The organism is Roseobacter sp. (assembly GCF_039970775.1).
GTDB lineage: Bacteria > Pseudomonadota > Alphaproteobacteria > Rhodobacterales > Rhodobacteraceae > Roseobacter.
Genome location: NZ_JBDVLG010000051.1, coordinates 111,638 through 136,309 on the forward strand (window position 1 = coordinate 111,638; position 24,672 = coordinate 136,309).

Below are 24,672 nucleotides of genomic sequence, written 5' to 3' on the forward strand. Positions count from 1 at the left end.
CCCAGGCCAGTCGCGGTATCATTCCATGATCTCCGCTGTGTGGTGCCCGACGTGTTCGGCGTTGAACAGGCGAATAAACGCGTACGCCGCGATCAGAAAGCTGAGCGCCATGCCCAATTCGCCGATTTCCTCGTAGGTCAGGGCTGCAAGGTCGACGCCTTCGGTGATGATAATCCCAAACTCTGCCAGTTTGCGTCCGAACCCATCCGCCAATTTGGACGTGAACGCCAGCGCGCTGCCCAAAAGGACACATAAAAGCACGCCGTCGCCTTCCCGCAATCGGCGCGGCAACCCACGCAAACCGCGCGCTAGCACGAAAACGATTGAGACAACAATCACCAGCAGGATGGCCAAAGAAACCACCCGTTCGCTTATTGGCACGGTGTCACCGACGAACTGTCGGCTTTTAAACAGCCCTTCGGTGAAAAGCTGTTTGTCGAGGTCAAATTCGCGCATGGAAAACACAGCCAACAACGTCACGAAAGGCCACACCGCCCTAAAGGCGGGCAGCAAAACGGCGATGGCAACCACATACAGCAGCGCCGATATGGTCTCTATGACGCCGCCTTCCTGTAGCAGACTGCGTTGCAGCACGTCTTCGAGTAGGCTCAGGCCACCAAACAGCGCCACCGTGACCGCAAGGCACGGGACGATGTAGGAGGCTGCGGCACTTTTACGTGCCGCAAGCAGGCTGTGGCCCGCGATCATGATCTTAGCCCTTCACAGCCGTCACGATTTTCTGCGCGCCGTCCTTGAGGTCATCAGCGGCGATCACGTCGACATCGGAATTGTTGATGATGTCTTTGCCTTGCTGCACGTTTGTGCCTTCCAGACGCACGACCAATGGGACCTGAAGACCGACTTCTTTTACAGCCGCAACAACGCCCTCTGCGATTACATCACAGCGCATGATGCCGCCGAAAATGTTCACCAGAATTCCTTTGACTTGTGGATCAGAGGTGATGATTTTGAATGCTTCGGTCACCTTTTCCTTGGTGGCGCCGCCGCCAACGTCAAGAAAGTTTGCAGGCTCGGCGCCATACAGTTTGATGATGTCCATCGTCGCCATCGCCAACCCAGCCCCGTTGACCATGCAGCCAATTTCACCATCCAGCGCGATGTAGTTCAGGTCGTATTTGGAGGCTTCGAGCTCTTTACTGTCTTCTTCGGTGGTGTCGCGCAGCTCGGCGATGTCGGCATGACGGTAGATCGCATTGCCGTCAAAGCTGACCTTGGCGTCGAGCACCTTGAGGTCACCGCTGTCGGTCACGATCAACGGGTTGATTTCAAGCATTTCCATGTCTTTTTCCATGAACGCTTTGTAGAGCAGACCCATCAGCGCCACGCATTGCTTGACCTGCTTGCCTTCCAGACCCAACGAAAACGCGATACGGCGACCATGAAACGCTTGGTAGCCCGACGCCGGGTCAACGCTGAACGACAGGATCTTTTCAGGGGTGCTGGCGGCAACCTCTTCGATGTCCATGCCACCCTCGGTGGAGCAGACAAACGACACGCGGCTGGTTTGGCGATCTACCAACAATGCCAGATAAAGTTCAGTTTCGATGCCAGAGCCGTCTTCGATATAGATGCGGTTCACTTGCTTGCCCGCAGGCCCGGTTTGATGGGTGACCAACGTGCGGCCCAACATCTTTTTGGCTTCTTCGGCGGCTTCTTCCACCGACTTGGTCAGGCGGACACCGCCCTTTTCGCCGGCATCCGCTTCTTTAAAGTTGCCTTTGCCGCGGCCGCCCGCATGGATCTGCGCCTTGACCACCCACAGCGGTCCATCCAAGGCACCAGCGGCTGTTTTAGCTTCTTCGGCCCGCAACACGACCCGACCGTCCGAGACCGGCGCGCCGTAGCTGCGCAACAATGCTTTTGCCTGATATTCGTGGATGTTCATGGATAAAGTCCCGTTTTGATGGATCGGATCGTTGGCGCCGATATAAAACGTGATTTTTCCCCGATGAAACCTATTTTCGCCTTTCACGGCCTGTGATCTGGTGAAAACGACATTTTGTGATCACACGTTGAAATCCTGTGATCACAAAACCCTTTTGCTTAACAAATCGTATATAAAGCAAGGGATTCGCAGCATACCTGCCGCAAGATGCAAAAAGAGCCCGACACTGCGGGCTCTCTTCATCGCTTTGGTTTGGCCACGTCTTAGGTCAGGCTGCTGTCGATGCCTTTGCAAGCTTCGACCAGACCTTTGACCGCATTGACGGAGTTGTCGAACATGCTTTGCTCTTCTTTGTCCATCGAAATCTCGACGACGCGTTCGATACCGCCCGCGCCGATCACTGTTGGCACACCAACGTAAAAGCCGTTCAGGCCGTAGGCGCCGTCAACATATGCCGCACAAGGCAGCACGCGTTTTTGGTCTTTGAGGTAGCTTTCGGCCATCTCGATCCCGGCTGTGGCAGGCGCGTAAAAGGCGGAACCTGTCTTGAGCAGGCCAACGATTTCGGCACCACCGTCGCGTGTGCGCTGCACAATCGCGTCGAGTTTCTCTTGTGTGGTCCAGCCCATCTTGACCAGATCCGGCAGTGGGATGCCAGCAACCGTGGAATACCGAACTAGCGGCACCATTGTATCGCCGTGACCGCCTAAAACAAAGGCGGTGACGTCTTTCATCGAGACGTTGAATTCGTCAGCCAGGAAATGGCGGAACCGCGCGCTGTCCAGCACACCGGCCATGCCGCAGACTTTTTCATGTGGCAGGCCAGAGAATTCGCGCAGCGCCCAAACCATCGCATCCAAGGGGTTGGTGATGCAGATCACAAAGGCGTCTGGCGCGTGGTCACGGATGCCTTCGCCGACAGATTTCATGACCTTGAGGTTGATGCCCAAAAGATCATCGCGGCTCATGCCAGGCTTACGGGCCACACCGGCCGTCACGATGCACACGTCAGCGCCTGCGATGTCCTCATAGGACTGGGTGCCTGACATGGTGGCGTCGAATTTCGCGGATGGGCCGCTTTCAGCAATATCGAGCGCTTTGCCCTCGGGGGTGCCTTCGGAAATGTCAAAAAGGACAACGTCGCCCAGTTCTTTCAGCGCTGCCAGATGGGCGAGTGTGCCGCCGATTTGACCGGCGCCGATCAGCGCGATTTTGGGTCTTGCCATGGAAATATGCTCCGCATTGGATTGAGGTTGCGCCCTCTGCTACCCATTAAAGGCCCGTTGCGCAAGATCGGTGGTGCGGTTGTGTTCCCGTGCGAGGTGTCGTGTGGTGTGCTATTCGAATCAAGGCGCTCTCGTCGTGGTCTTGTGCGGACCCCATCAGGAAAGACGGCAACATGCTTACTCTCGATTGGATGTTTTTTCTTGTGGCAGGCCCGGCGGTGGTCTTTGCGGGGATTTCAAAGGGGGGATTTGGCTCAGGCGCAGCTTTTGCAGCGTCCAGTGTCTTGGCGCTGGTGGTGGCACCTGGGCTGGCGCTTGGCGTTATGTTGCCGCTTTTGATGCTGATCGATGTCGTCAGTTTGCGCCCCTATTGGGGTGGTTGGGACAAAGACGCGGCGATCTTGATGATCGCGGGGGCGGCCCCGGGGGTTGCGGTGGGCGCGGGCCTCTACACGCTGGCGCAGCCTGACGTGCTGCGGGTCCTGATTGGCGGGGTCTCGGTAGGTTTTGTGTTGTGGCAACTGGTGTTTGCCAAAGCGGTGGCGGACCGGTCGACGCGGGATCTACCGCGGTTTGTCGGGGTGTTGGCCGGGTTCGTCGCGGGGTTCACGAGCTTTGTGAGCCATGCAGGTGGACCCCCGGCTGCTGTTTATTTGTTGTCCAAGAAAATGAGCAAAACCCAATATCAAGCGACCACCGTCTTGGTGTTCTTCGTGGTGAATGCAGCGAAATTCGTCCCGTATGCATTTCTTGGTATGTTCACATACCAAACTGGTGTGGCCAATCTACTGCTGGCACCATGCGCTTTGTTGGGCGCCTGGTTGGGTGTTCGGGCGCACCGTTTAATACCGGAACGCATATTTTTTGGTATAACCTACGTCTTGCTAAGCTTGACGGGGGCTAAATTGATCTGGGATGGCCTGACCTGAAGGGGTGCCATGTCGAGCCAATGGTGCGGCATTACGAGGAGGACCACCGGCCCACCTTTGTACTAGTTAGGCATCGTTGCCTTTGGCTGGTAATGCTTCGGCGAGGGGTTCGTAGGACTGGCCGGACGCGACAAGGCAAGTGAGGCCATTGGGTGTCGTGACTGTGATTGTCCATGTGCCGGTTTCATCAGAGGCAAAGACCTCGACGACAGCGTTGTTTGCACCCAACCCGATGGATTGGCGCGATTCCCCATAGCCGTCGGCCAATCTGTCAACCACTGCGGCACGTGGTGCGCAATTACGTGTGTTTTGTGCGGCGGCATCGGTGGTGGATGCGATGTATAGTGCGGCTGCCGCGCTCAATGCGCCCAAATGCAGCATCTTGGATATGCGTGTCATACTCGTGTCTGCCTTCAATTCAAAGGCGGCACCCGCTGTCATCTGGCCCACCGGTTTTACCGGCGATGACCGGGCGGCCCCGGTTCAGTTTACTGCCGATCCTATCGTGGTGGTCCATGTGCATGGCGGCCAAGCCGGGGCAGTAGACACTGTGATATTCGACATGAGCAACATCCATTATAGGGTTGAAATATTGGTTAATCTGGCGAACGGGGATAGCGAAAATTCGATATTTGCTGCATTGCGGCGCAATTTCCCTTGATGTTTCTTTCAAAAAATGGCCCATTTCGCGCAACTTTATGATTCACTTGGTGGCATTGGATACGCGCCCATGACAGCATTGCAACGCCCGCTCCGTTCGGTTCTTTATATCCCTGCATCGCGCGCACGGGCGTTGGAGAAAGCACGTAACCTCAACACGGACGCTATTATTTTCGACCTCGAGGATGCGGTCTCCCCCGACGAAAAACACACGGCACGGCAGGTGTTGGCACGCGCGCTGGACGGCGGGACATATGGGGAACGTCTAAAAATTGTGCGGATCAATGACATGGCCTCGCAGTGGGGGCATGCGGATGCAATAGCGGTTAAAAATATGCAGACCGACGCGATTTTGCTGCCAAAAGTCGACAGCCCCGATGCCTTGGACGCGATATCTGAGGTCACGGGGGACACCCCGCTATGGGCGATGATGGAAACACCAAGGGGTATTTTGAACGCTGCTCAGATCGCGGCACACCCGCTGTGCCAGGGCATGGTGATGGGCACAAATGACCTGTCCAAGGAGCTTGGTGCGCGGTTCCGGGGTGATCGTGCGCCCTTGATGGCGGGTCTCGGTCTGTGCGTTTTGGCGGCCAAGGCGAACGGAGTGGCAATCGTTGATGGCGTGTACAACGCCTTTCAGGACGCGGAAGGGCTGGCCGTGGAATGCGCGCAAGGCCGTGATATGGGGTTTGACGGCAAAACACTGATCCACCCGGCGCAGCTTGATGTGGCCAACGCCGCGTTTTCACCGACGGATGCAGAGATCGATCTGGCGCACCGGCAGATCGCGGCCTACGATGCGGCCCTTGCAGGCGGGCAGGCAGTGGCGGTGGTTGATGGGCGCATCGTGGAAAATCTGCATGTTGCAACCGCCCATGAAACACTGGCAAAGGTGGCAGCAATAGCAGCTCTTAGCGCGGAGTAAGCCAATGGCCCTTCTGATCGCCGGACTGATCCTTTGGATCGCGGTTCATTATTTCAAACGATTGGCGCCGGTTCGCCGCGCCGCACTGGGCCCTCGTGGCAAGGGTATCATTGCTGTGGGTCTTGTCGCAGCGGTGGTGCTGATGATCATCGGCTACCGTGCGGCGGATTTCATCGCCATCTGGCAGCCGCCCGGTTTTATGGTGCATGCGAACAACACGTTGATGCTGCTGGCGCTGTGGGTCTTCGGATCGAGCGCCGCCAAAGGGGCCAAGGCGTGGCCTGCGTATAAAATCCGCCACCCGCAACTGACCGGTTTCAAAATCTGGGCGACGGCGCACCTGCTGGTGAATGGTGATCTGGCGTCGGTGGTGCTTTTTGGCGGGCTGCTGGCTTGGGCCGTGGGGCAGGCGGTCTTGATCAACCGCGCCGAGCCCGATTGGACACCGCCGGACCGCGCGGGCCGTGCCACATATATCCGCCTTGCTGTGATCAGCGCTGTGCTCTTTAGCCTTGTGGCTGCCATTCACATTGGGCTTGGCGTCTGGCCCTTTCCCGTCTGATACGTAGGAGATCTGAATGAAATTGTATCGTTTTCTGTCCGAAGAGGACACATCGGCGTTTTGCCACAAGGTGACAGAGGCCCTGAACAACGGCTGGGCGCTGCACGGCAGCCCGACCCAAACATGGGACCACGCCGCAGGTCTGATGCGATGCGGCCAAGCGGTGGTCAAAGAGGCCGATGGCACCTACACGCCCGATACCAAACTCGGCGCGCAATAATGGGGGCAAAGACCAACACGGGGCGGTTCTTTGAGGACTACGCCGTGGGGCAAACGCTGCATCACGCAGTGCCGCGCACGATCAAGATGGGCGAACGTGCGCTCTATCATATGTTATATCCGGCGCGGCATGCGCTCTATTCATCGGACCAATTCGCGCAAAGCTGTGGCCTGCCGTTTAGCCCGCTGGATGATCTGATCGGCTTTCACGTGGTCTTTGGCAAAACGGTGCCTGACGTGTCGTTGAACGCTGTGGCCAATCTGGGGTATGCGCAGGGCCGCTGGAGCACACCCGTCTGGCCCGGCGATACGCTGCGGGCGGTGTCGCAGGTGATCGGGGTCAAGCAAAATTCCAACGGCAAAACGGGTGTGATCTGGGTGCGCACCACCGGGTTCAACCAACATGACGAAACCGTGCTGGAATATGTGCGCTGGGTGATGGTGCGCAAAGGCAACCTAGACGCGCCCGCGCCTGAAACCGTCGTGCCCGACCTGCCAAAGGCCGTCGCCGCGCAGGATTTGGTGATCCCACGCGGGCTCGATTTTACCTCTTATGATTTCACCCTCGCCGGGGAGCCGCACCGGTTCGGCGACTACGAGATCGGCGAGCAGATCGACCATGTAGATGGTGTCACTGTCGAAGACGCCGAACATATGATGGCCACGCGTCTGTGGCAAAACACCGCCAAAGTGCATTTTGACACGACCGCGCGGCCCGACGGGACACGCCTGATTTACGGCGGGCATGTGATTTCGATGGCGCGCGCGTTGTCGTTTAATGGGTTGGCCAATGCGCAGATGATTGTCGGGCTGAACGGCGGCGCGCACGCCAACCCCTGTTTGGCGGGGGATACGATCCGGGCGTGGTCCGAAGTGTTGGACAAGGCAGAGACGTCCGCGCCCGGCGTGGGTGCGCTGCGGCTGCGGTTGGTGGCGACCAAAGGGGGCGCGCCGTTTGTGTTGCGGGACGAGGACGGAAAATACCGGCCTGAGGTGCTGTTAGATCTCGATTATTGGGCGCTGGTGCCGACCTAAAGACCCGCGTGATGGGCATCGGGGGGGCACCCGCGACGGGCTCAATTCCGGCGTCTGCGGCAAAAACCTGTAGAACGCTCGCCCGTATTGCGCCAGATTGGCGCCATGACGCGGTTTTTCTTCTGTCTGGCGGCACTGATGTGTGGGGCCGGGTCGGCGCTGGCCTGCCAATTGGCGCTGGTGTTGGCTGTGGATGTGTCGGGGTCAGTTGACCGCCGTGAATATGACATTCAAATGCAAGGGCTGGCGGCGGCGTTGCGCGATGGGCAGGTGGTGGACGCATTGATCGCCCAAGACGCAATGGTCACGGTGATCCAATGGACGGGAGCCGGCCGCCAACGGCAGACCCTTCCTTGGACGCGGATGCGCACCGACGGTGACGTAATGGCCTTTGCAGAGGCCGTGGCGCAAAATCGCCGGGTCTGGCGGAACTTTTCAACCGCGATCGGAGAGGCGCTGATTGCCGCCGAAATCGCACTAGAACACGTTAAGTTTTGCACGCGCAAGGTCATCGATATATCCGGGGATGGCGTGTCCAACGAAGGGGTGCCGCCACTTGCACGCCACACGGCGTTGGCGGCCGTGGATGCGACCGTGAATGCGGTGGTCATCGAAACCGATGACGCAGACCTGACAGGTTGGTTTTACGAAAACGTGATCCGCGGGGATGGGGCTTTTGTGATGACCGCCAATGGGTTCGAGGACTATCCGATGCAGATCAAACGTAAGCTGCGCAGGGAAACGACGCGTCAGCTTAGCGAAATGCGGTAATGTGATCACACACATTCAGGCTGTGATCACAAATCGGGAAAGGTTAACGGATTTCGGACAAACCGCGCCAAATAACCGCGTTTTAGGGCCGCCGGAACACGTGACATTAGGAGAATAAACAGTAAAAGAATACTAGGGAACCAGAAGGAATCTACTATGGCCGATGTAAATCGGGGCAACCGCCCTTTGTCGCCACATCTGACGATTTATCGTCCGCAGCTGACATCGATGACCTCCATCCTCACGCGCATCACGGGCAATGCCCTGCTGATTTCATCGCTGTTGGTGGTCTGGTGGTTTCTGGCGGCGGCAACATCGGCTGAATATTTCGCCTATGCAGACGGGGTCCTGACCAGTTGGTTTGGTGATCTGGTGATGACATTGTCCCTGTGGGGGCTGTGGTATCACACATTGGCTGGCGTGCGGCACCTGATCTGGGATCAGGGCAAGGCGCTCGACCTCGAGACCGCATATAAACTTGGTTATGCGGTGATTGGCGGCTCGGTGCTGCTGACCCTGCTGACCATCGTCGTGATATAAGGAGGCCGTCATGAGCTATTTGACAGACCGCAAGCGCGCGTCAGGCATGGGGTCGGCGAAAACCGGTACCGCGCACCACTGGGCCATGACCGTCAGCTCGGGTGCGCTTTTGTTGCTGATCCCGCTGTTCGTCTTTACCTTTGGCCCCCTGTTGGGCGCGCCCTACGAAGAGGTGACAGCCACGTTCAACCGTCCGTTCCCGGCGGTTATCGCAGCGTTGACCATCATCGTGACGTTCAAACATTTCGCCGGGGGTGTGCAGGCCTTGATCGAGGACTATGTACATGGTCTGGCGCAGAAAATCGCCATTGTGGCCATGACCTGTGTGTCTTACGCGGCGATGGCCGTGGGCCTTTACGCAATCGTGCGCCTCGCACTGTGACCCCAATGACGTGCAGGCGCGCGCTCTGCACAGATCCAGGAGACTGATCCATGGCTTCTTACGAATACGAAACGCACGAATATGACGTCGTCGTGGTTGGCGCTGGCGGGGCCGGTTTGCGGGCCACGCTGGGCATGGCCGAACAAGGGCTGCGTACCGCATGCGTCACCAAGGTTTTCCCGACCCGGTCGCACACAGTGGCTGCACAAGGCGGCATCGCGGCGAGCCTTAGCAACATGGGCCCCGACAACTGGCAGTGGCATATGTATGACACGGTCAAGGGTTCAGACTGGTTGGGCGACACCGATGCGATGGAATATCTGGCCCGCGAAGCCCCCAAAGCGGTCTACGAGCTGGAACATTACGGTGTGCCGTTCTCGCGCACAGAAGAAGGCAAGATCTACCAGCGCCCGTTTGGCGGCCACACCACTGAATTTGGTGAAGGCCCCGCCGTACAGCGGACTTGCGCCGCGGCGGACCGGACAGGCCACGCGATTTTGCACACGCTTTACGGCCAATCGCTCAAGAACAACGCGGAATTCTATATCGAATATTTCGCCATCGACCTGATCATGTCCGAGGACGGGGTCTGTCAGGGTGTAATGTGTTGGAAGCTGGATGACGGCACCTTGCATTTGTTCAGCGCCAAGATGGTGGTGCTGGCGACAGGCGGCTACGGGCGCGCGTATTTCTCGGCAACTTCCGCGCATACCTGCACCGGTGACGGCGGTGGTATGACAGCACGGGCCGGGTTGCCCCTGCAGGATATGGAATTTGTGCAATTCCACCCCACCGGCATCTATGGGGCAGGGTGTCTGATCACCGAAGGCGCGCGCGGCGAAGGCGGCTATCTGACCAACTCCGAGGGTGAGCGGTTCATGGAGCGCTATGCGCCTCAGTACAAAGACCTCGCGCCGCGCGACTATGTCAGCCGCTGCATGACGATGGAGATCCGCGAAGGGCGCGGTGTGGGTAAAAACGGGGATCACATCCACCTGAACCTCAACCACCTACCGCCAGAGACATTGAAGCTGCGCCTGCCGGGCATTTCTGAGAGCGCACGTATCTTTGCGGGTGTGAACCTCAACAAAGAGCCTATCCCGGTGCTGCCAACGGTACACTATAATATGGGCGGCATTCCGACGAACTATTGGGGCGAAGTGCTGGCCCCCACCACCGACGAACCTGATCGCATATCCCCCGGCTTGATGGCCGTCGGTGAAGCGGGCTGTGCGTCGGTGCATGGGGCCAACCGCCTTGGGTCAAATTCACTGATCGATCTGGTTGTGTTTGGCCGGGCTGCCGCGATCCGGGCCGGGAAAATCGTTGATCCGGACAGTGCTGTACCAACGCCCAACCCGGCGTCTGTGCAAGCCGCGCTCGACCGGTTTGACAACACACGGTATGCCAAAGGGCACACGCCAACCGCCGATCTGCGGCTTGAAATGCAGCAATGCATGCAAAAGGACGCGGCCGTTTTCCGGGCCAACGAAACCTTGGCCGAGGGCAAACAGGCTATGGATGAGGTCGCGAGCAAGTGGTCTGATGTTGGCGTGAGCGACCGCAGCCTAGTCTGGAATTCCGATTTGATGGAAACACTGGAATTGGCGAACCTCATCCCCAACGCGGTAGCCACCATCACCGGCGCCGAAGCGCGCAAGGAAAGCCGTGGCGCACATGCGCACGAAGATTTCCCCGACCGCGATGACGCAAACTGGCGCAAACACTCGTTGATTTGGTTCAAAGGGAATGCCGCATCTCTGGGGTATCGTGGGGTGCACGAGCAGCCGCTTACCAGCCACAATGAAGGCGGTATTGATCCTAAAAAGATCGCACCCAAGAAGCGGACGTTTTAATATGGCACGGATTTCTTTGGTTGCAGGCGTCGTGGCGCTGGTGACACTGGCCGCCTGCGCCGAAGTGCAACAGGCGACAGATCGCGCGGGGCGGGACACTGCCAAAACCATCCTGCCCGAAGCTTTGGCTGTTTATTTTCCGCAGGTGCCCAAGGCGCTGTTCACCCCATTCACGAATTGCGTCGTGGACAATGCCGATGCCAGCGAGGTTCAGTCATTGGCCGCGGATGCGATCACCGGGGTCGATCAGAACACGGCCGACACCATTCGGGCGGTTCTGACGCGCCCGGAAACGCAAAATTGCCTCCGGGCTGCGGGTCCCGCCGCGCTCGCATCGCTATAGTTTACACAGGAGAACACAGACATGGTTCAACTGACATTGCCAAAAAATTCCCGCATGACCAAGGGCAAGACCTGGCCCAAGCCTGGAGGTGTGAAGAACCTCAGAAAATTCTCGATCTATCGGTGGAACCCCGATGACGGGAAAAACCCGCGAGTTGATACCTATTTCGTTGATCTCGACAGCTGCGGACCGATGATTTTGGACGCGCTGATCAAGATCAAAAACGAGATTGACCCAACGTTGACCTTCCGGCGGTCGTGTCGCGAAGGGATCTGCGGATCCTGCGCGATGAACATCGATGGCATCAATACACTCGCCTGCATTTATGGCATGGATGAGGTAAAGGGCGATGTGAAAATCTACCCGTTGCCGCACATGCCAGTGGTCAAAGACCTGATCCCGGACTTGACGCATTTTTATGCGCAGCACGCCTCGATCATGCCGTGGTTGGAGACCAAGACCAACCGCCCGGCCAAAGAATGGAAGCAATCCATTGACGACCGCAAAAAACTGGATGGTCTGTATGAATGTGTGATGTGCGCGTCATGCTCGACGTCTTGCCCAAGCTACTGGTGGAACGGCGACCGTTACCTCGGGCCCGCAGCGTTGTTGCATGCTTATCGCTGGATCATCGATAGCCGTGATGAGGCCACGGGCGAACGTTTGGACGAACTGGAAGACCCGTTCAAACTGTATCGCTGCCATACGATCATGAACTGCGCCAAGACCTGCCCCAAAGGGCTCAACCCCGCTGAGGCCATCGCCAATATCAAAAAGATGATGGTCGAACGCCGGGTCTAAACCGTGGAGGTCGCTCCTTTTTGGGCCGCGTTGGGGTTGGCGACTTTGGCGGGGCTTTCGATCCCATTGGGGGCGTGGTTGGCGTTGGTGCGAACGGATCGGTTCCCCAATGGCTTGGGGAGCGAACTGCGCCACGGGGTCGTTGCCTTTGGCGCGGGGGCTTTGTTGGCGGCTGTGGCGTTGGTGTTGCTGCCTGAGGGCAGCGCGCGTCTGGCGCCCGGCCCTGCGCTTGGTTGGTTTCTGGCTGGCGGCGTCGGGTTTGCCTACGTTGATAAATTGCTCGCGACCAGTGGCGGCAAAGTGGCGCAATTTCTCGCCATGATGATGGACTATCTGCCCGAAGCTTTGGCGTTGGGTGCGTTGATCACGGGCGACATGTCCACCGCGTTGCTGGTGGCGGCGTTGATTGCGCTGCAAAATTTGCCCGAAGGCTACAATGCCATGCGCGAGATGACAGATGCAGGGGGCGGCCGGCTTTGGGTGTTCTTTTTGATGGTCCCCTTGGGCCCGTTGGCGGCCTACATTGGCCTGACATTACCCATTCACTTCGAGCCCTTCATAGGTGCTGTGATGATGGTGGCGTCGGGGGGGATCCTTTATCTGATGTTTCAGGATATCGCGCCGCAGGTGCCTGTGGAAAACACGATGATGCCGCCTTTGGGCGCTATATTAGGCTTTGGCCTGGGTCTCGCGGGCCATTTGTTGATCTGAGGCGTTTATGCATATTGTTATCGGCCTGATCATCGCGTTCATATTTGTGGCCATCTTCGCGCGCCGCAACCGTGCGACGCGTCAGTGTCGGTGGCGCGAAGACCGCACCGGTGACCGTGGTGTGTTGCGCAAATATATCTGTATGGCATGTGGCGCCGACGCATTTACCGCTTCCAAAGGGCCACCGCGCGATTGCAAAGCCGACCTGCCAAAACAATGATGTGGGCTCCGCCCCGAAAGGACATGACAATGCTACCCCCCTCTGATGCCGATGCGCGCCGCGCGGTCAAACCGGTTGTCTGCTACCCGGTCGAAACCCTGCCTATGCCTGATATGGCGCTGTACGACCGGGCGCGCGACGGGATGCACCTGACCGAAACGGTCATGGTGCCTGCCCGCGATGCACGTTGTTTTTCGGTTCCTGCCGGGCACTTCTTCCGGATCACCAGCGTCGAGGGGCCGCAGGTCGGAGATCTGAATTTGCACAGCGCCCATGACCTCAGCGAACGGTTTTATTCTGGGAAAACCCGCGCATTGCACAGCACCCATATCACCCGTGGCCAACAGATGTGGTCGTCGTTTCCGCATTTGCGGCCCATGGCGACGATCACACACGATACGTTGGGCTGGTACGGGATCGATGAATTTGGCGGGTCGGTGCACGATGTGATTGGCACGCGATGCGACCCTTACACCCACGCGCTTTTGTCAGATGGGGGGCAGTATCACTACTGTTGTCATTCCAATCTCACGCGGGCGTTGGCCGCCTATATGGGCACCACGGTGCAGGTGGCCGAGCCGTTGGTCCATGACGTGCTGAACGTGTTTATGTGCACCGGGTTCACGCGCGACACAGGCCAGTATTTCATGAAGGCCAGCCCCGTACGACCGGGCGATTACCTCGAATTTTTCGCCGAAATTGATCTGGTCGGCAATCTGTCGGCCTGTCCGGGGGGCGATTGTTCTGCCGAACATTCCAGCGATGCGGCGGCCTGCTATCCGCTGCAGGTGGACATATATGCCCCTGCAACGGATGCCTTAAAAGGGTGGGTCGGGCCGGGCAAAAACGTCTATGATGGGACGCACGGCTTGTGATGGGCTTCGATGTTGGCCTTGCCTTTAGGCAAAGGCCGCATCGAGTGCGATTTCCACCATGTCACCAAAGGTGCGCTCGCGGTCTTCGGCTGGCAGGGCCTCGCCAGTTTGCAGATGGTCACTGACGGTCAGCAACGCCAATGCGCGCCGCCCATGCCGGGCCGCTAGCGTATAGAGTTCTGCGGCCTCCATCTCGACCCCCAGAATGCCGTGGCGCACCATTTGTTCGTCCAGATCAGGGCGTTCTGCGTAAAACACATCGGATGAATAGATGCCGCCCACGTGGGGTGTGGTGCCCCGCGCCTGTGCTGCCGCAACAGCCGCCGCCAGCAACGTATAATCCGCCGTTGGTGCAAAATTCACATCGCGGAAAATCGCAGATGATGGGGACGTGATTGTGGTGGCCGACATGGCGATGATCACGTCGCGCACGGCCACTTGCGGTTGCATCCCGCCGCAAGATCCGATGCGGATCAGCGTTTGTGCGTTGTAGTCGGTGATCAGTTCATTGGCGTAAATCGACAGCGACGGCATACCCATGCCGGACCCTTGGATTGTCACGCGGTTGCCTTTGTAGGTGCCGGTAAACCCCAGCATGCCGCGCACTTCATTCACCAGTTTGGCACCCTCTAGGAATGTTTCGGCGGCCCAGCGTGCGCGGTATGGGTCCCCCGGCATCAAGACGGTTTCGGCAATGTCTCCGGGGGCGGCGCCAATGTGGATGGTCATGGTGTGGGGTCCTTTCAAAGTCGGGCGCAATTTGCCCGGCCTTTGCCGCAGGAACAAGGGCAAACCGCCTATTCCGCAGCGACAGCCTGCGGGTCTGCCAGCGTCACAATATCCATCATGATGGTGTTCAGCTCAAAGTCTTTGGGCGTGTAGACCCGTGCCACCCCCATGGCGCGCAGCCGTCCGGCATCATCATCGGGGATGATCCCACCGACAATGACAGGGATATGTGCCAACCCGGCCGCGCGCATCTGGACCATCAGGTCTTCGACCAGTGGGATGTGGCTGCCTGACAGAATGGACAACCCGACAACATGCGCGGCATCGGTTTGCGCGGCGGTTACGATATCTGCGGGGGTCAGCCGGATGCCTTCATAGGCGATGTTCATGCCGCAATCGCGGGCGCGTACGGCGATCTGTTCGGCCCCGTTGGAATGCCCGTCGAGCCCCGGTTTGCCCACTAGAAACGTCAACCGGCGGCCCAATTTGTCGCTGACCGCATCCACCGCGTTGCGCAAATCATCCAGACCTTCGGTTTTGTTGGACCGGCTGCCCGATACCCCGGTGGGGCCGCGGTATTCCCCATGCACGGCGCGCATCTGTGCGGCCCATTCCCCCGTGGTGGCCCCCGCTTTGGCGGCGATAATCGACGGCGGCATTATGTTGCGCCCTTCGGCGGCAGCGGCGCGCAGATCAACCAGCGCTTGTTGCACGGCCGCGTCATCGCGGGTGGCACGCCAGGCGTCCAGGCGCCCGATTTGATCGGCTTGGGCGGTGGGGTCCACGACCATGATACCCCCATCCCCCGTCATCAGGGGCGATGGTTCACCACGTTGCCATTTGTTCACGCCCACAACAATAGTTTCACCGGCCTCAATGCGGCCAAGACGGTCGGCATTGCTGTCCACCAGCCGCCCCTTCATATAGCCGATCGCCTCGATCGCGCCGCCCATACCGTCGAGATTGGCCAGCTCGCGGCGCGCGCCGTCTTTCAGCGCGTCCACTTTGGCATCTACGGCGGGGTTGCCATCAAACAGGTCATCGAATTCCAGCAGATCCGTTTCATAGGCCATGATTTGCTGCATGCGCATTGACCACTGCTGATCCCACGGGCGCGGCAGACCCAGCGCTTCGTTCCATGCGGGCAATTGCACTGCACGGGCGCGGGCCTTTTTGCTTAGGGTTACGGCCAGCATTTCGATCAAAATGCGGTAGACGTTGTTTTCGGGCTGCTGCTCCGTCAGCCCCAACGAATTGACCTGCACCCCATAGCGAAACCGGCGAAAGCTGGGGTCCGTGACGCCGTATCGGTCGCGGCAAATCTCATCCCACAGGTCAACAAAGGCGCGCATCTTGCACATTTCGGTGACAAACCGGATGCCTGCGTTCACAAAAAACGAAATGCGGCCCACGAGGGCAGGGAAATCTGCCGCCGGGACGCGCGGTTTCAACGCATCCAAAACGGCGGTGGCAGTGGCCAAGGCAAAGGCTAGTTCTTGCTCGGGCGTCGCACCGGCCTCTTGCAGGTGGTACGAACACACGTTCATGGGGTTCCATTTGGGCACGTTAGAATAGCAGTATTCGGCCACATCTGCGATCATTTTAAGGCTGGGCGCAGGCGGGCAAATGTAGGTGCCGCGGCTGAGATATTCTTTGACCAGATCATTTTGCACCGTGCCTTGCAGGGCTGCGATATCGGCGCCTTGTTCTTCGGCCACGGCGATATAAAGCGACAATAACCAAGGCGCGGTTGCGTTGATCGTCATGGATGTGTTCATCCGGTCCAACGGGATCTGGTCAAATAACGCGCGCATATCGCCCAAATGGCTGACCGGCACGCCGACCTTTCCGACCTCGCCGCGCGCCAGAATATGGTCGCTGTCATACCCCGTTTGTGTTGGCAGATCGAAGGCAACCGACAGCCCCGTTTGCCCTTTTTCCAGATTGTCCCGATAGAGCGCGTTCGACGCCTGAGCGGTCGAGTGGCCGGCATATGTACGGATCAACCACGGACGGTCTTTTTTGGTGTCAGACATAAGGCCCTCGTGAATCGGTTGAGTAATTATATTGCACTGTAGATACAGTAAGTGAAAGTTTATGACTTTGTCAATTCGCTGCGATGCAGCGCGGTCGGGTGACAACGACAAATAAGGGCCGCAATCGGGCACAAGACCCGCGCATGGGGCCCGTGACACTGTGCCTTTCATATTATTCGAAACCGGTGGTAAAGGTGGGGGCCATGACCTTTTTGACGTTCCTAATCGCCCGCTCCCACAGGGCCCATCCATGACGCAAGCCATCGAAATACCGCTGTGGCTGTTCGTGCTAATACTGCTGTTTGCGGCCGTGACCTTTGCGTCGCATTTCCTGTTTCCGTCGGTGCGTTGGTTTTTTCGCCGTCGGTTAGAACGGGCGGTGAAGCGGTTGAACCAGCGGCTGACCCGCCCGATCGAACCGTTCAAGCTGGCGCGGCGCTATGACATGATCCAGCGGTTGATCTATGACCCGGCTGTAACGCGCGAAATCGTCACACATGCCCAGTCACACAACATGCCCGAAAACGTGGCGTTCGAACGGGCGCGGTCTTACGCGCGTGAAATCGTGCCCAGCTTTAGCGCCTTCACGTATTTTGGGTTTGGCACGCGATTGGCACGGTTGCTGGTACGGTCGGTCTATGTGGTTTGGACGGGGCCGCGCAACGACGCGATCATCCAATCTATCCCCAAAGACGCGACGGTGGTGTTTATCATGAACCACCGGTCCAACATGGATTACGTGTTGGTGACCTATTTGGCGGCGCAGACCTCGGCGCTGTCTTATGCGGTGGGCGAATGGGCGCGGATTTGGCCGTTGAGCCGCCTGATCCGGATGATGGGGGCGTATTTCATCCGCCGCAGATCGCGCGGGGCGCTCTATCGCAAGGTGCTTGCGCGTTATGTGCAAATGGCGATTTCGGGTGGTGTGGCACAGGGGATCTTTCCCGAAGGCGGGTTGAGCCTGAATGGCCGGCTGATGCGCCCCCGTCTAGGATTGCTCAGCTACGTTTTGGATGACCGCGACCCAAAGGGCCGGGATGTGGTGTTTGTGCCAGTCGCGATCAATTATGACCGGGTGCTAGAAGACCGGGTGCTGATTGCGGCCGCCGCGCGGGGGGACCGCCGGTTTGGGGCGCGCATCTCGGTTGTAGTGCGGTTTATTCTGCGGAAGTTCTGGCAAGGATTGCGCGGGCGCGTCACCCGGTTTGGGACGGCGGCCGTGGTGTTCGGTGAGCCGTTGTCTTTGCGTGAATTCGGGCCGGATCGATCTGTCGAAGACCTGGCGGGCCGGTTGATGACGCGGATCGAAACCGCGATGCCGGTGCTGGTTGTTCCGTTGATCTGCCATGTGATGGTGCAACACGCAGGGCCTATCAACCAAGCCACATTGACTGACGCTGTGCGTGCAGCGGCGCAGCAACACGCAGACAATGTGCCCCCTGATAGCTTGAGCAATATCGATGGTGCGGTGCGCAAATCTCTGGCGCAGCTGCGCAAACACCGGGTCATTGAAGAGACCGCGCAGGGTTGGCAGGTGCTAGCAGGGCAACAAGAAACTGTGGCCTATTATGCAAACTCTATCGCCCATCACTACGATACGGGGGCGCCCACGGCCTAAGGACACGCGCACTCAAGACGACATAAAATTACAAAATATATACGGATTGTGTTGCAATATTTCGCGGTGGTGAATATCCCAAAGTGAGATGGCCGCGATTCTGCAGTGCGGCATCGTTCAATTTTGACCGTCGCAGGGTAGGAGGCTCGCATGGCACTGGACACAACACTCGCGCAGTATGAAGCGCCCGAAAAAGATCTTTATGAGGTGGGGGAGATGCCCCCCATCGGGTACGTGCCCAAACAGATGTATGCATGGGCGATCCGCCGCGAGCGCCACGGCGACCCCGATACGGCCATGCTGCAAGAGGTCGTCGATGTCCCCACGCTCGACAGTCAGGATGTGCTGGTGCTCGTTATGGCGGCGGGCGTGAACTACAACGGTGTGTGGGCGGCACTGGGCGTCCCCATCAGCCCGTTTGATGGGCACAACCAACCGTATCATATTGCAGGGTCCGACGCGTCCGGCATCGTGTGGGCGGTGGGCGACAAGGTCACGCGGTGGAACGTGGGCGACGAGGTCGTTATTCACTGTAATCAGGATGATGGTGACGATGAGGAATGCAATGGGGGCGACCCGATGTATTCCCCAAGCCAACGGATCTGGGGCTACGAGACACCCGACGGGTCGTTCAGCCAGTTCACCCGCGTGCAAAGCCAACAGTTGATGCCGCGGCCAAAGCATCTGACCTGGGAAGAGGCGGCCTGCTATACACTTACGCTGGCCACGGCATACCGGATGCTGTTTGGCCATGAACCACATGATCTGAAACCAGGGCAAAACGTGCTGGTTTGGGGGGCATCCGGTGGGTTGGGGTCGTATGCCATACAGCTGATCAACACCGCGGGGGCCAACGCCATCGGTGTGATCTCAGACGAAAGCAAGCGTGATTTCGTGATGGGGCTAGGGGCCAAGGGTGTGTTGAACCGCAAAGATTTCAAGTGTTGGGGGCAGCTGCCCACGGTTAACACCCCTGAATATGCCGCCTGGTTCACCGAAGCCCGCAAGTTTGGTAAAGCGATCTGGGAGATCACGGGCAAAGGCAAAAACGTCGACATGGTGTTTGAACACCCCGGCGAGGCGACGTTCCCTGTGTCTACCTTTGTCGTCAAAAAAGGTGGAATGGTTGTGATTTGTGCCGGTACGACCGGATTTAACTTAACATTTGATGTGCGCTATATGTGGATGCACCAAAAGCGCCTGCAGGGCAGCCATTTCGCACATCTCAAGCAAGCATCCGCCGCCAACAACCTCATGCTGGAGCGGCGGCTTGACCCGTGCATGTCCGAAGTGTTTGGGTGGGCCGACGTGCCGCAGGCGCATATGAAGATGCTGCGCAATGCGCATAAACCGGGAAACATGTCGGTGTTGGTGCAGGCGCCGCGCACGGGGTTGCGTACATTTGAAGACGCGCTGGAGGCGAGGTGTTAATCTAACATGATCGCAATTTACCAGAGACGAACGGCCCCGAATCATCTATGTGTTGCCAAGTGCATTCTCGCCATGGTTGTGACGCGCTTTAGTATCAATAGGTTGCATTTTGAGCCCTCGCTATTTCTGGGGAGTACAAAGATGCGAATTTTCAACCAACGTTCATACATGTTAGAGTTGTGTTAATGCTTCATTAACCTTTAGAAGGCGAGTCTACTATGCGAAGTGATTGGATTTTGGACGTTCTCACAGATTTGAAAACATTTGCGACTGCAAACGACTTGCCGGTGTTAGCCGAGCAGTTGGATGACACCGCAATTGTTGCGCTGGCTGAGATCGCGGCCCTTCACGAAAGGACGCAAGGCGCGATACATGGAAGCGAACACGACAGTGGAGAAAGTTTTGGCGGAGCTGGAGCAGGCGGACACGCTTGAATCCATCCATCACGCCATTCTTGAACTGAAAGACTATTTTGACGTTCAGAACATGGTCTACCATTGGGTCGACAGTGCGGGGGAGCAATATGGGTACGGCACATATCCTCTGGACTGGGCGGCCCGGTACCAAGAACAAAACTACATTCGTATCGATCCGGTCATCGCGGGGTGTTACAAACGGTTTCACCCCGTTGATTGGAAGAAGCTAGATTGGTCGGGCAAGGCTGTCCGGGTCTTTCAGGCGGAGGCCATCAAATACGGCATTGGAACACAGGGATATTCGATTCCGATTCGCGGACCGAACGGACAGTTCGCTCTTTTTACCGTGAATCATACCTGCACCGACGACGAGTGGAAAAAGTTTACAGAAACTAACCGGCGCGAACTTATCTTAATCGCACACTATTTTAACCAAAAGGCGCTCGAGTTCGAACCGAACCGCGCGCCCGAAGAAGCCCAACCCCTCTCGCCGCGCGAGATTGACGCAATGACCTTGCTTGCGATCGGCTACAACCGGGCGCAAGTGGCTGATACGCTTTCGATTTCGGAGCACACGCTCCGGGTTTATATCGAGAGTGCGCGCTTTAAATTGGGCGCTTCAAATACCACCCACGCCGTGGCGCGCGCCCTTAGTCGCGGGCTCATCGTTGTCTGATTTGTTCCCGTTTGGCCCGCCAAATGGTTAATATCACGCGCGATTTGGTTGGGTGACGTTAAGCATCATCAAGCAATCCTTTGATCACGTTCTGCTTTGACCAAAGGAAATCACATGCTTCGTTACATCTACGCTGATCAGCTCGCCAACCACCCGAAACTCGCAAAATCCATGTTTGAGGATCGCGCAGATCAGTTCAAGGCGCGCCTTGGTTGGGAAGTTTCAGTTGATGCAACTGGCGCGGAACGCGATGAATACGACGCGATGAACCCCCTATATGTGATCTGGGAATTGCCAGATGGCACTCACGGTGGATCGATGCGGTTCTTGCCCACAACCGAACAAACGATGGTGAACGACCACTTCACGCATCTGATTGGCGGCGGCACGATCACCAGCCCGTTTATCTGGGAATGCACCCGGTTTTGCCTCAATCGCAATGCGCCCAGCCGGGTTGCCGCCGCGTTGATGTTGGCGGGTGGTGAAGTGATGAACGGCTTTGGGGTTAAACACTTCGTTGGTGTTTTTGATGCGCGGATGGTGCGGATTTACCGTATGATCGGGTCGTCTCCGGACGTTTTGGGGACCGAAGGCGAAGGCCGGGATGCCATCAGCGTCGGTCTGTGGGAATTCACCCCCGAAGCGCAGGCCAAGATTGCCGCACGGGCCGGTGTGTCGTTGGAACTGTCGCGGTTGTGGTTTGAACGGTCCTTTGGGCGCGAGACCACACAAGAATTGGCCCGGGCTGGCTAAATCGGTGCCGGTCACGTCTGGTCCCTGTGCCATGACCCCTGTAGGGTCGCGCAATGACCAGCCTCGCCGTTACGTTTTCCGATGATCAGGCCGCCGCCTACGACCAAGTGACCGAAGTGTTGCGGGGGGCGGGCATTCATCTGGACGACCAATTACTGACCCCGCCCCAAAGCACCGCAACGGCCGTTCTGGCGGTGACGGGCAAGGCGGGGTCCGGCAAAACGCTGCTGTTGGCGGAATTGTACAAGGCGCTGCAAGGCGCCGGGGTCGAGATTGTCTCGGGGGACTACGAATCGCGCAAGCGGCGCGACAAACGTACGCTGGCGATTTTGGCACCGACCAACAAGGCCGCCAGTGTGTTGCGGTTGCGTGGGGTGCCAGCCACCACCATTCACCGCATCCTGTATACGCCGGTCTATGACCCCGAATACGAACGAATCGCAGAATGGCTGGCGGCAAACGGCGAACGCCCCGAGGTTGATGGGCTGACAGATGTGGCGCTGGACCGTGCTGCTGCGTTTTATGCCACGAACAAGTCTATTCCGGGCGCTCTGGCGGCGGCAGGCTTGCGGGGGTCGGATTTCATAACCGGCTGGAAACGGCGCGAAGAGCCACTAGACATCGGGTTTGTCGACGAATCCTCGATGTTGGACGACCGCCAATTCGATGACCTGCGCGAGATTTTCCCAACGCTGTTGTTGTTTGGGGACCCCGCGCAGTTGGCGCCCGTCAATCAATCGGGCGCGATGGTGTTTGAAAAACTGCCCCAACAGCAGGTTTTGGCGTTAAGTCGCGTTCACCGGCAAGAGGCCGACAACCCAATTTTGGATCTGGCCCATGCGTTGGCGGACCCGGACTTGGGGTTTGAAGATTTCGAACGCATGATTGAGCAGGCCGCAGCACGGGATGAACGTGTCGTTTGGGGTCAGCGGGTCGAGGTGGACCTTATGGCGCGCAGCCCCGTTTTGGTCTGGCGCAATGCGACGCGCATCCGGTTGATCAACGCATTTCGCCGAGTGCATGGTGCGCCCGAAGACGCGCTTTTGGCGGGGGAACCGTTGATATGTGACGGGCTGGAATTGCCTTTGAAACACCGCAAAAAACGCCTGGATCTAGAGGCCCGCGGCCTGATCAAGGGCGCGCAAGTGGTGTATCTAGGCGAGGGGCGTCGCCCCGGATTTAGCCGGTTGCATGTGATTGGTGCGGAAGACCCACAGCTGTCGGCGGCCTCGATTGTAAAAATCGAAAAGCCGGACGAAGAAGAACCGTTCATACCTTTTGCCGCCCGCATGGGGGCCACGTTCTTGCATGGGGCGGCGGTGACTATTCACAAGGCGCAGGGCAGCCAATGGGATACGGTTCAGGTCTTTGCGCCTGACCTATATGCCGCCGCGCGAATGGGCCGTTCTGAGGCCGGCCAGCCCTTGTGGAAACGGCTGGCCTATGTGGCCATTACCCGCGCCCAAGAGCGGCTGATTTGGGTGGTGCGCAATAGGCTGTCGGTGCCAACCGGCCCGCTTGCGGTGGATGATCTAAAGGCGCTGCCTGCGGCACCTTTGTCGCTGGCTGAACCCCCATCCGAGGATCTGTTATGAAATCGATAGTCATCACTGGTGCCAGTTCTGGCATTGGCCATGCCACGGCAGAGGTGTTCTTGGATGCAGGGTGGCGCGTTGGCCTGATCGCACGCCGCGCTGACCGTCTGGACGCGTTGGCAGATCGCTATGACACCGCCGTGCCATTGCCGGCGGATGTCACCGACCCCACCGCGATGGCGGCCGCGTTTGATGCTTTTGGTCAGCTGGATGTGTTGTTCAACAACGCGGGGCTGTTTGGCCCCACGGCGACAATCGACGCGGTCGATCTGGACGATTGGGCGCAGGTGATGCAGGTCAATATAGGGGGCATGTTTATTGCCGCGCGGCTGGCGTTTGCAAAGATGCGCGCCCAAGATCCGCAAGGCGGTCGGATCATCAACAACGGGTCGCTATCGGCGCATGTGCCGCGCCCAAATTCGGTGTGTTACACCACCACAAAACACGCGGTGACCGGCCTGACTAAAACGCTGTCGTTGGACGGGCGTCCCTTTGGCATCGCCTGCGGCCAGATCGATATTGGCAATGCCGAAACGGATCTGCTGGCGCAATTAAAGAAAACCCAACCGGGGACCGAAACCATGGATGTGCAAAATGTGGCCCGGTCCGTGCTGCATATGGCGCAGCTGCCTGCAGGCGCGAATATTCAGTTTATGACCGTGATGGCGACCAACATGCCTTATATTGGTCGGGGTTAGGCGCGGAAAATCCGGAACACCGCAGATGCAGCCCAACCCGCCGCGATTGCGATCGCGATAGACAAAACACCGTAGGCCAATGGTTGCGCCCGCGACAGTTCGAATAACCACCGTTCCATGCCGACTTTTTGTACGTTGATGATCGTTTCGTACTGAGAGACGACAGTGCCCCCGCGGGTCAGGAAAATCCGGGTGACGTAGCCCCCTTCGGTCAGGGCGGCGGGCAGGCTGACGGCGGTGCGAAACAGGGTCTGTTGGCTCACCTCGACGGCGTCTTCGCGCAGTTGGTACAAATTTGCGCCACTGCGAATGCGGATCAGTGCTTCGGTGAAGTTCTCGGAATCGTTGATATTGGATGGCGCGCCGACGGATCTGATCGCGCGGGGCACAGAGATCTTGTGGCGCAGGTCTTCGACATCCTTGAGCACCTCTCTGAGGGGGGCGCTGGTTTGCACCGCGTAAAAGCTTGGGGCTTGGTCAACTTCAACCGCGTCGGTGTTCACCCAGATCCCAAAACGCTTTTCTTTGCGCCGCACGGTCAGCGGGGTAGATGGCCCGGCCACGGCGACGATCACCTCGACGGGGGGGCCTTCGGGAATGGCCTCTTCGCGCTTGATGGCCCCAAAAATCAAGATCTCCGAGCCGTCAAAGTTGGTGGTGATCGAAACCCTATCTTGGCTGAGCCCCAAGACGACCTCTTCGGCCTGTGCGACCGTCGCGAGATAGGTCGAAACCCCTAAAATTATGGACACCATG

27 protein-coding genes are annotated in these 24,672 nt (G+C 58.2%); 19 read left to right on the forward strand and 8 right to left on the reverse strand.

From position 1 onward, the window contains the following. Positions 1–18: 18 nt before the first annotated feature. The 3 genes from ABJH13_RS13400 to mdh form a co-directional block, all read right to left on the reverse strand. The gene (locus ABJH13_RS13400) at positions 19–708 is read right to left on the reverse strand and encodes a hypothetical protein (protein ID WP_348406718.1); all 690 of its coding nucleotides are present in this window, start codon (positions 706–708) and stop codon (positions 19–21) included. Positions 709–712: 4 nt separating this feature from the next. Beyond that, entirely contained in the window at positions 713–1,906 is a 1,194-nt protein-coding gene (gene sucC, locus ABJH13_RS13405; RefSeq protein ID WP_348406719.1) for an ADP-forming succinate--CoA ligase subunit beta, read from the reverse strand. Positions 1,907–2,169: 263 nt separating this feature from the next. After that, positions 2,170–3,132: a malate dehydrogenase gene (gene mdh, locus ABJH13_RS13410; protein ID WP_348406720.1), complete on the reverse strand. Its 963-nt coding sequence runs from the start codon at positions 3,130–3,132 to the stop codon at positions 2,170–2,172. 173 nt (positions 3,133–3,305) lie between these two features. On the opposite strand from mdh, the gene ABJH13_RS13415 reads away from it, so the two are divergent. Then, positions 3,306–4,061, forward strand: a complete 756-nt coding sequence (locus tag ABJH13_RS13415) for a sulfite exporter TauE/SafE family protein (protein WP_348406721.1) — start codon at positions 3,306–3,308, stop codon at positions 4,059–4,061. 66 nt (positions 4,062–4,127) lie between these two features. On the opposite strand, the gene ABJH13_RS13420 is transcribed toward ABJH13_RS13415, so the two are convergent. Beyond that, entirely contained in the window at positions 4,128–4,460 is a 333-nt protein-coding gene (locus tag ABJH13_RS13420) for a hypothetical protein (protein ID WP_348406722.1), read from the reverse strand. 19 nt (positions 4,461–4,479) lie between these two features. After that, complete coding sequence (locus ABJH13_RS13425) at positions 4,480–4,746, reverse strand: hypothetical protein (RefSeq protein ID WP_348406723.1); 267 nt, start codon at positions 4,744–4,746, stop codon at positions 4,480–4,482. Between the two features lie 45 nt (positions 4,747–4,791). On the opposite strand from ABJH13_RS13425, the gene ABJH13_RS13430 reads away from it, so the two are divergent. The 12 genes from ABJH13_RS13430 to ABJH13_RS13485 all read left to right on the forward strand — a co-directional run bounded on the left by ABJH13_RS13430 (position 4,792) and on the right by ABJH13_RS13485 (position 13,964). Beyond that, positions 4,792–5,649, forward strand: coding sequence for a CoA ester lyase (locus tag ABJH13_RS13430; RefSeq protein ID WP_348406724.1), 858 nt, complete (start codon positions 4,792–4,794; stop codon positions 5,647–5,649). Positions 5,650–5,653: 4 nt separating this feature from the next. Next, entirely contained in the window at positions 5,654–6,211 is a 558-nt protein-coding gene (locus tag ABJH13_RS13435; protein WP_348406725.1) for an NnrU family protein, read from the forward strand. 16 nt (positions 6,212–6,227) lie between these two features. Then, entirely contained in the window at positions 6,228–6,431 is a 204-nt protein-coding gene (locus ABJH13_RS13440) for a DUF1737 domain-containing protein (protein WP_348406726.1), read from the forward strand. Then, positions 6,431–7,465, forward strand: coding sequence for a MaoC family dehydratase (locus ABJH13_RS13445; protein WP_348406727.1), 1,035 nt, complete (start codon positions 6,431–6,433; stop codon positions 7,463–7,465). The genes ABJH13_RS13440 and ABJH13_RS13445 overlap by 1 nt, the downstream gene beginning before the upstream one ends. 105 nt (positions 7,466–7,570) lie before the next feature. Next, positions 7,571–8,236: a DUF1194 domain-containing protein gene (locus ABJH13_RS13450; protein ID WP_348406728.1), complete on the forward strand. Its 666-nt coding sequence runs from the start codon at positions 7,571–7,573 to the stop codon at positions 8,234–8,236. Between the two features lie 156 nt (positions 8,237–8,392). Beyond that, entirely contained in the window at positions 8,393–8,776 is a 384-nt protein-coding gene (gene sdhC / locus ABJH13_RS13455) for a succinate dehydrogenase, cytochrome b556 subunit (RefSeq protein WP_348406729.1), read from the forward strand. 10 nt (positions 8,777–8,786) lie between these two features. Then, entirely contained in the window at positions 8,787–9,158 is a 372-nt protein-coding gene (sdhD, locus tag ABJH13_RS13460) for a succinate dehydrogenase, hydrophobic membrane anchor protein (protein ID WP_348406730.1), read from the forward strand. Between the two features lie 50 nt (positions 9,159–9,208). Further along, positions 9,209–11,014: a succinate dehydrogenase flavoprotein subunit gene (gene sdhA, locus ABJH13_RS13465; protein ID WP_348406731.1), complete on the forward strand. Its 1,806-nt coding sequence runs from the start codon at positions 9,209–9,211 to the stop codon at positions 11,012–11,014. A gap of 1 nt (position 11,015) precedes the next feature. Then, the gene (locus ABJH13_RS13470) at positions 11,016–11,357 is read left to right on the forward strand and encodes a hypothetical protein (protein WP_348406732.1); all 342 of its coding nucleotides are present in this window, start codon (positions 11,016–11,018) and stop codon (positions 11,355–11,357) included. Between the two features lie 21 nt (positions 11,358–11,378). After that, entirely contained in the window at positions 11,379–12,158 is a 780-nt protein-coding gene (locus ABJH13_RS13475) for a succinate dehydrogenase iron-sulfur subunit (protein ID WP_348406733.1), read from the forward strand. 3 nt (positions 12,159–12,161) lie between these two features. After that, the gene (locus ABJH13_RS13480; protein ID WP_348406734.1) at positions 12,162–12,869 is read left to right on the forward strand and encodes a hypothetical protein; all 708 of its coding nucleotides are present in this window, start codon (positions 12,162–12,164) and stop codon (positions 12,867–12,869) included. A 249-nt stretch (positions 12,870–13,118) separates the two neighbouring features. Further along, entirely contained in the window at positions 13,119–13,964 is an 846-nt protein-coding gene (locus ABJH13_RS13485; protein WP_348406735.1) for a DUF1989 domain-containing protein, read from the forward strand. A gap of 24 nt (positions 13,965–13,988) precedes the next feature. Here ABJH13_RS13485 and deoD read toward each other — a convergent pair whose 3' ends face one another. Continuing rightward, positions 13,989–14,693, reverse strand: a complete 705-nt coding sequence (deoD, locus tag ABJH13_RS13490; protein ID WP_348406736.1) for a purine-nucleoside phosphorylase — start codon at positions 14,691–14,693, stop codon at positions 13,989–13,991. 68 nt (positions 14,694–14,761) lie between these two features. Then, positions 14,762–16,993: a methylmalonyl-CoA mutase family protein gene (locus tag ABJH13_RS13495; protein ID WP_348406737.1), complete on the reverse strand. Its 2,232-nt coding sequence runs from the start codon at positions 16,991–16,993 to the stop codon at positions 14,762–14,764. Here ABJH13_RS13495 and ABJH13_RS13500 point away from each other — a divergent pair. The 6 genes from ABJH13_RS13500 to ABJH13_RS13525 all read left to right on the forward strand — a co-directional run bounded on the left by ABJH13_RS13500 (position 16,980) and on the right by ABJH13_RS13525 (position 23,916). Next, a complete protein-coding gene (locus ABJH13_RS13500) occupies positions 16,980–18,347 on the forward strand; it encodes a 1-acyl-sn-glycerol-3-phosphate acyltransferase (RefSeq protein ID WP_348406738.1) in 1,368 nt (455 codons plus the stop codon). The two genes, ABJH13_RS13495 and ABJH13_RS13500, sit on opposite strands and share 14 nt — an antisense overlap. A gap of 150 nt (positions 18,348–18,497) precedes the next feature. Beyond that, on the forward strand, positions 18,498–19,778 hold the full coding sequence (ccrA, locus tag ABJH13_RS13505; protein WP_348406739.1) for a crotonyl-CoA carboxylase/reductase: 1,281 nt from the start codon (positions 18,498–18,500) through the stop codon (positions 19,776–19,778). Positions 19,779–20,150: 372 nt separating this feature from the next. Continuing rightward, positions 20,151–20,870: a LuxR family transcriptional regulator gene (locus tag ABJH13_RS13510; RefSeq protein WP_348406740.1), complete on the forward strand. Its 720-nt coding sequence runs from the start codon at positions 20,151–20,153 to the stop codon at positions 20,868–20,870. Between the two features lie 114 nt (positions 20,871–20,984). Next, the gene (locus tag ABJH13_RS13515; protein ID WP_348406741.1) at positions 20,985–21,623 is read left to right on the forward strand and encodes an acyl-homoserine-lactone synthase; all 639 of its coding nucleotides are present in this window, start codon (positions 20,985–20,987) and stop codon (positions 21,621–21,623) included. Positions 21,624–21,676: 53 nt separating this feature from the next. Continuing rightward, complete coding sequence (locus tag ABJH13_RS13520; protein ID WP_348406742.1) at positions 21,677–23,218, forward strand: AAA family ATPase; 1,542 nt, start codon at positions 21,677–21,679, stop codon at positions 23,216–23,218. Next, positions 23,215–23,916, forward strand: a complete 702-nt coding sequence (locus ABJH13_RS13525) for an SDR family oxidoreductase (protein ID WP_348406743.1) — start codon at positions 23,215–23,217, stop codon at positions 23,914–23,916. The genes ABJH13_RS13520 and ABJH13_RS13525 overlap by 4 nt, the downstream gene beginning before the upstream one ends. Here the strand turns inward: ABJH13_RS13525 and ABJH13_RS13530 are convergent. Further along, a complete protein-coding gene (locus ABJH13_RS13530) occupies positions 23,913–24,671 on the reverse strand; it encodes a TIGR02186 family protein (protein WP_348406744.1) in 759 nt (252 codons plus the stop codon). The two genes, ABJH13_RS13525 and ABJH13_RS13530, sit on opposite strands and share 4 nt — an antisense overlap. Between the last annotated feature and the right edge of the window lies 1 nt (position 24,672).

Bases quoted from the DNA above. Each gene is read 5' to 3' on its own strand.
- ABJH13_RS13400 (WP_348406718.1), bottom strand. From the start codon at position 708: ATGATCGCGGGCCACAGCCTGCTTGCGGCACGTAAAAGTGCCGCAGCC.
- sucC (WP_348406719.1), bottom strand. From the start codon at position 1,906: ATGAACATCCACGAATATCAGGCAAAAGCATTGTTGCGCAGCTACGGC.
- mdh (WP_348406720.1), bottom strand. From the start codon at position 3,132: ATGGCAAGACCCAAAATCGCGCTGATCGGCGCCGGTCAAATCGGCGGC.
- ABJH13_RS13415 (WP_348406721.1), top strand. From the start codon at position 3,306: ATGCTTACTCTCGATTGGATGTTTTTTCTTGTGGCAGGCCCGGCGGTG.
- ABJH13_RS13420 (WP_348406722.1), bottom strand. From the start codon at position 4,460: ATGACACGCATATCCAAGATGCTGCATTTGGGCGCATTGAGCGCGGCA.
- ABJH13_RS13425 (WP_348406723.1), bottom strand. From the start codon at position 4,746: ATGGGCCATTTTTTGAAAGAAACATCAAGGGAAATTGCGCCGCAATGC.
- ABJH13_RS13430 (WP_348406724.1), top strand. From the start codon at position 4,792: ATGACAGCATTGCAACGCCCGCTCCGTTCGGTTCTTTATATCCCTGCA.
- ABJH13_RS13435 (WP_348406725.1), top strand. From the start codon at position 5,654: ATGGCCCTTCTGATCGCCGGACTGATCCTTTGGATCGCGGTTCATTAT.
- ABJH13_RS13440 (WP_348406726.1), top strand. From the start codon at position 6,228: ATGAAATTGTATCGTTTTCTGTCCGAAGAGGACACATCGGCGTTTTGC.
- ABJH13_RS13445 (WP_348406727.1), top strand. From the start codon at position 6,431: ATGGGGGCAAAGACCAACACGGGGCGGTTCTTTGAGGACTACGCCGTG.
- ABJH13_RS13450 (WP_348406728.1), top strand. From the start codon at position 7,571: ATGACGCGGTTTTTCTTCTGTCTGGCGGCACTGATGTGTGGGGCCGGG.
- sdhC (WP_348406729.1), top strand. From the start codon at position 8,393: ATGGCCGATGTAAATCGGGGCAACCGCCCTTTGTCGCCACATCTGACG.
- sdhD (WP_348406730.1), top strand. From the start codon at position 8,787: ATGAGCTATTTGACAGACCGCAAGCGCGCGTCAGGCATGGGGTCGGCG.
- sdhA (WP_348406731.1), top strand. From the start codon at position 9,209: ATGGCTTCTTACGAATACGAAACGCACGAATATGACGTCGTCGTGGTT.
- ABJH13_RS13470 (WP_348406732.1), top strand. From the start codon at position 11,016: ATGGCACGGATTTCTTTGGTTGCAGGCGTCGTGGCGCTGGTGACACTG.
- ABJH13_RS13475 (WP_348406733.1), top strand. From the start codon at position 11,379: ATGGTTCAACTGACATTGCCAAAAAATTCCCGCATGACCAAGGGCAAG.
- ABJH13_RS13485 (WP_348406735.1), top strand. From the start codon at position 13,119: ATGCTACCCCCCTCTGATGCCGATGCGCGCCGCGCGGTCAAACCGGTT.
- deoD (WP_348406736.1), bottom strand. From the start codon at position 14,693: ATGACCATCCACATTGGCGCCGCCCCCGGAGACATTGCCGAAACCGTC.
- ABJH13_RS13500 (WP_348406738.1), top strand. From the start codon at position 16,980: ATGACGCAAGCCATCGAAATACCGCTGTGGCTGTTCGTGCTAATACTG.
- ABJH13_RS13495 (WP_348406737.1), bottom strand. From the start codon at position 16,993: ATGGCTTGCGTCATGGATGGGCCCTGTGGGAGCGGGCGATTAGGAACG.
- ccrA (WP_348406739.1), top strand. From the start codon at position 18,498: ATGGCACTGGACACAACACTCGCGCAGTATGAAGCGCCCGAAAAAGAT.
- ABJH13_RS13510 (WP_348406740.1), top strand. From the start codon at position 20,151: ATGGAAGCGAACACGACAGTGGAGAAAGTTTTGGCGGAGCTGGAGCAG.
- ABJH13_RS13515 (WP_348406741.1), top strand. From the start codon at position 20,985: ATGCTTCGTTACATCTACGCTGATCAGCTCGCCAACCACCCGAAACTC.
- ABJH13_RS13520 (WP_348406742.1), top strand. From the start codon at position 21,677: ATGACCAGCCTCGCCGTTACGTTTTCCGATGATCAGGCCGCCGCCTAC.
- ABJH13_RS13525 (WP_348406743.1), top strand. From the start codon at position 23,215: ATGAAATCGATAGTCATCACTGGTGCCAGTTCTGGCATTGGCCATGCC.
- ABJH13_RS13530 (WP_348406744.1), bottom strand. From the start codon at position 24,671: ATGGTGTCCATAATTTTAGGGGTTTCGACCTATCTCGCGACGGTCGCA.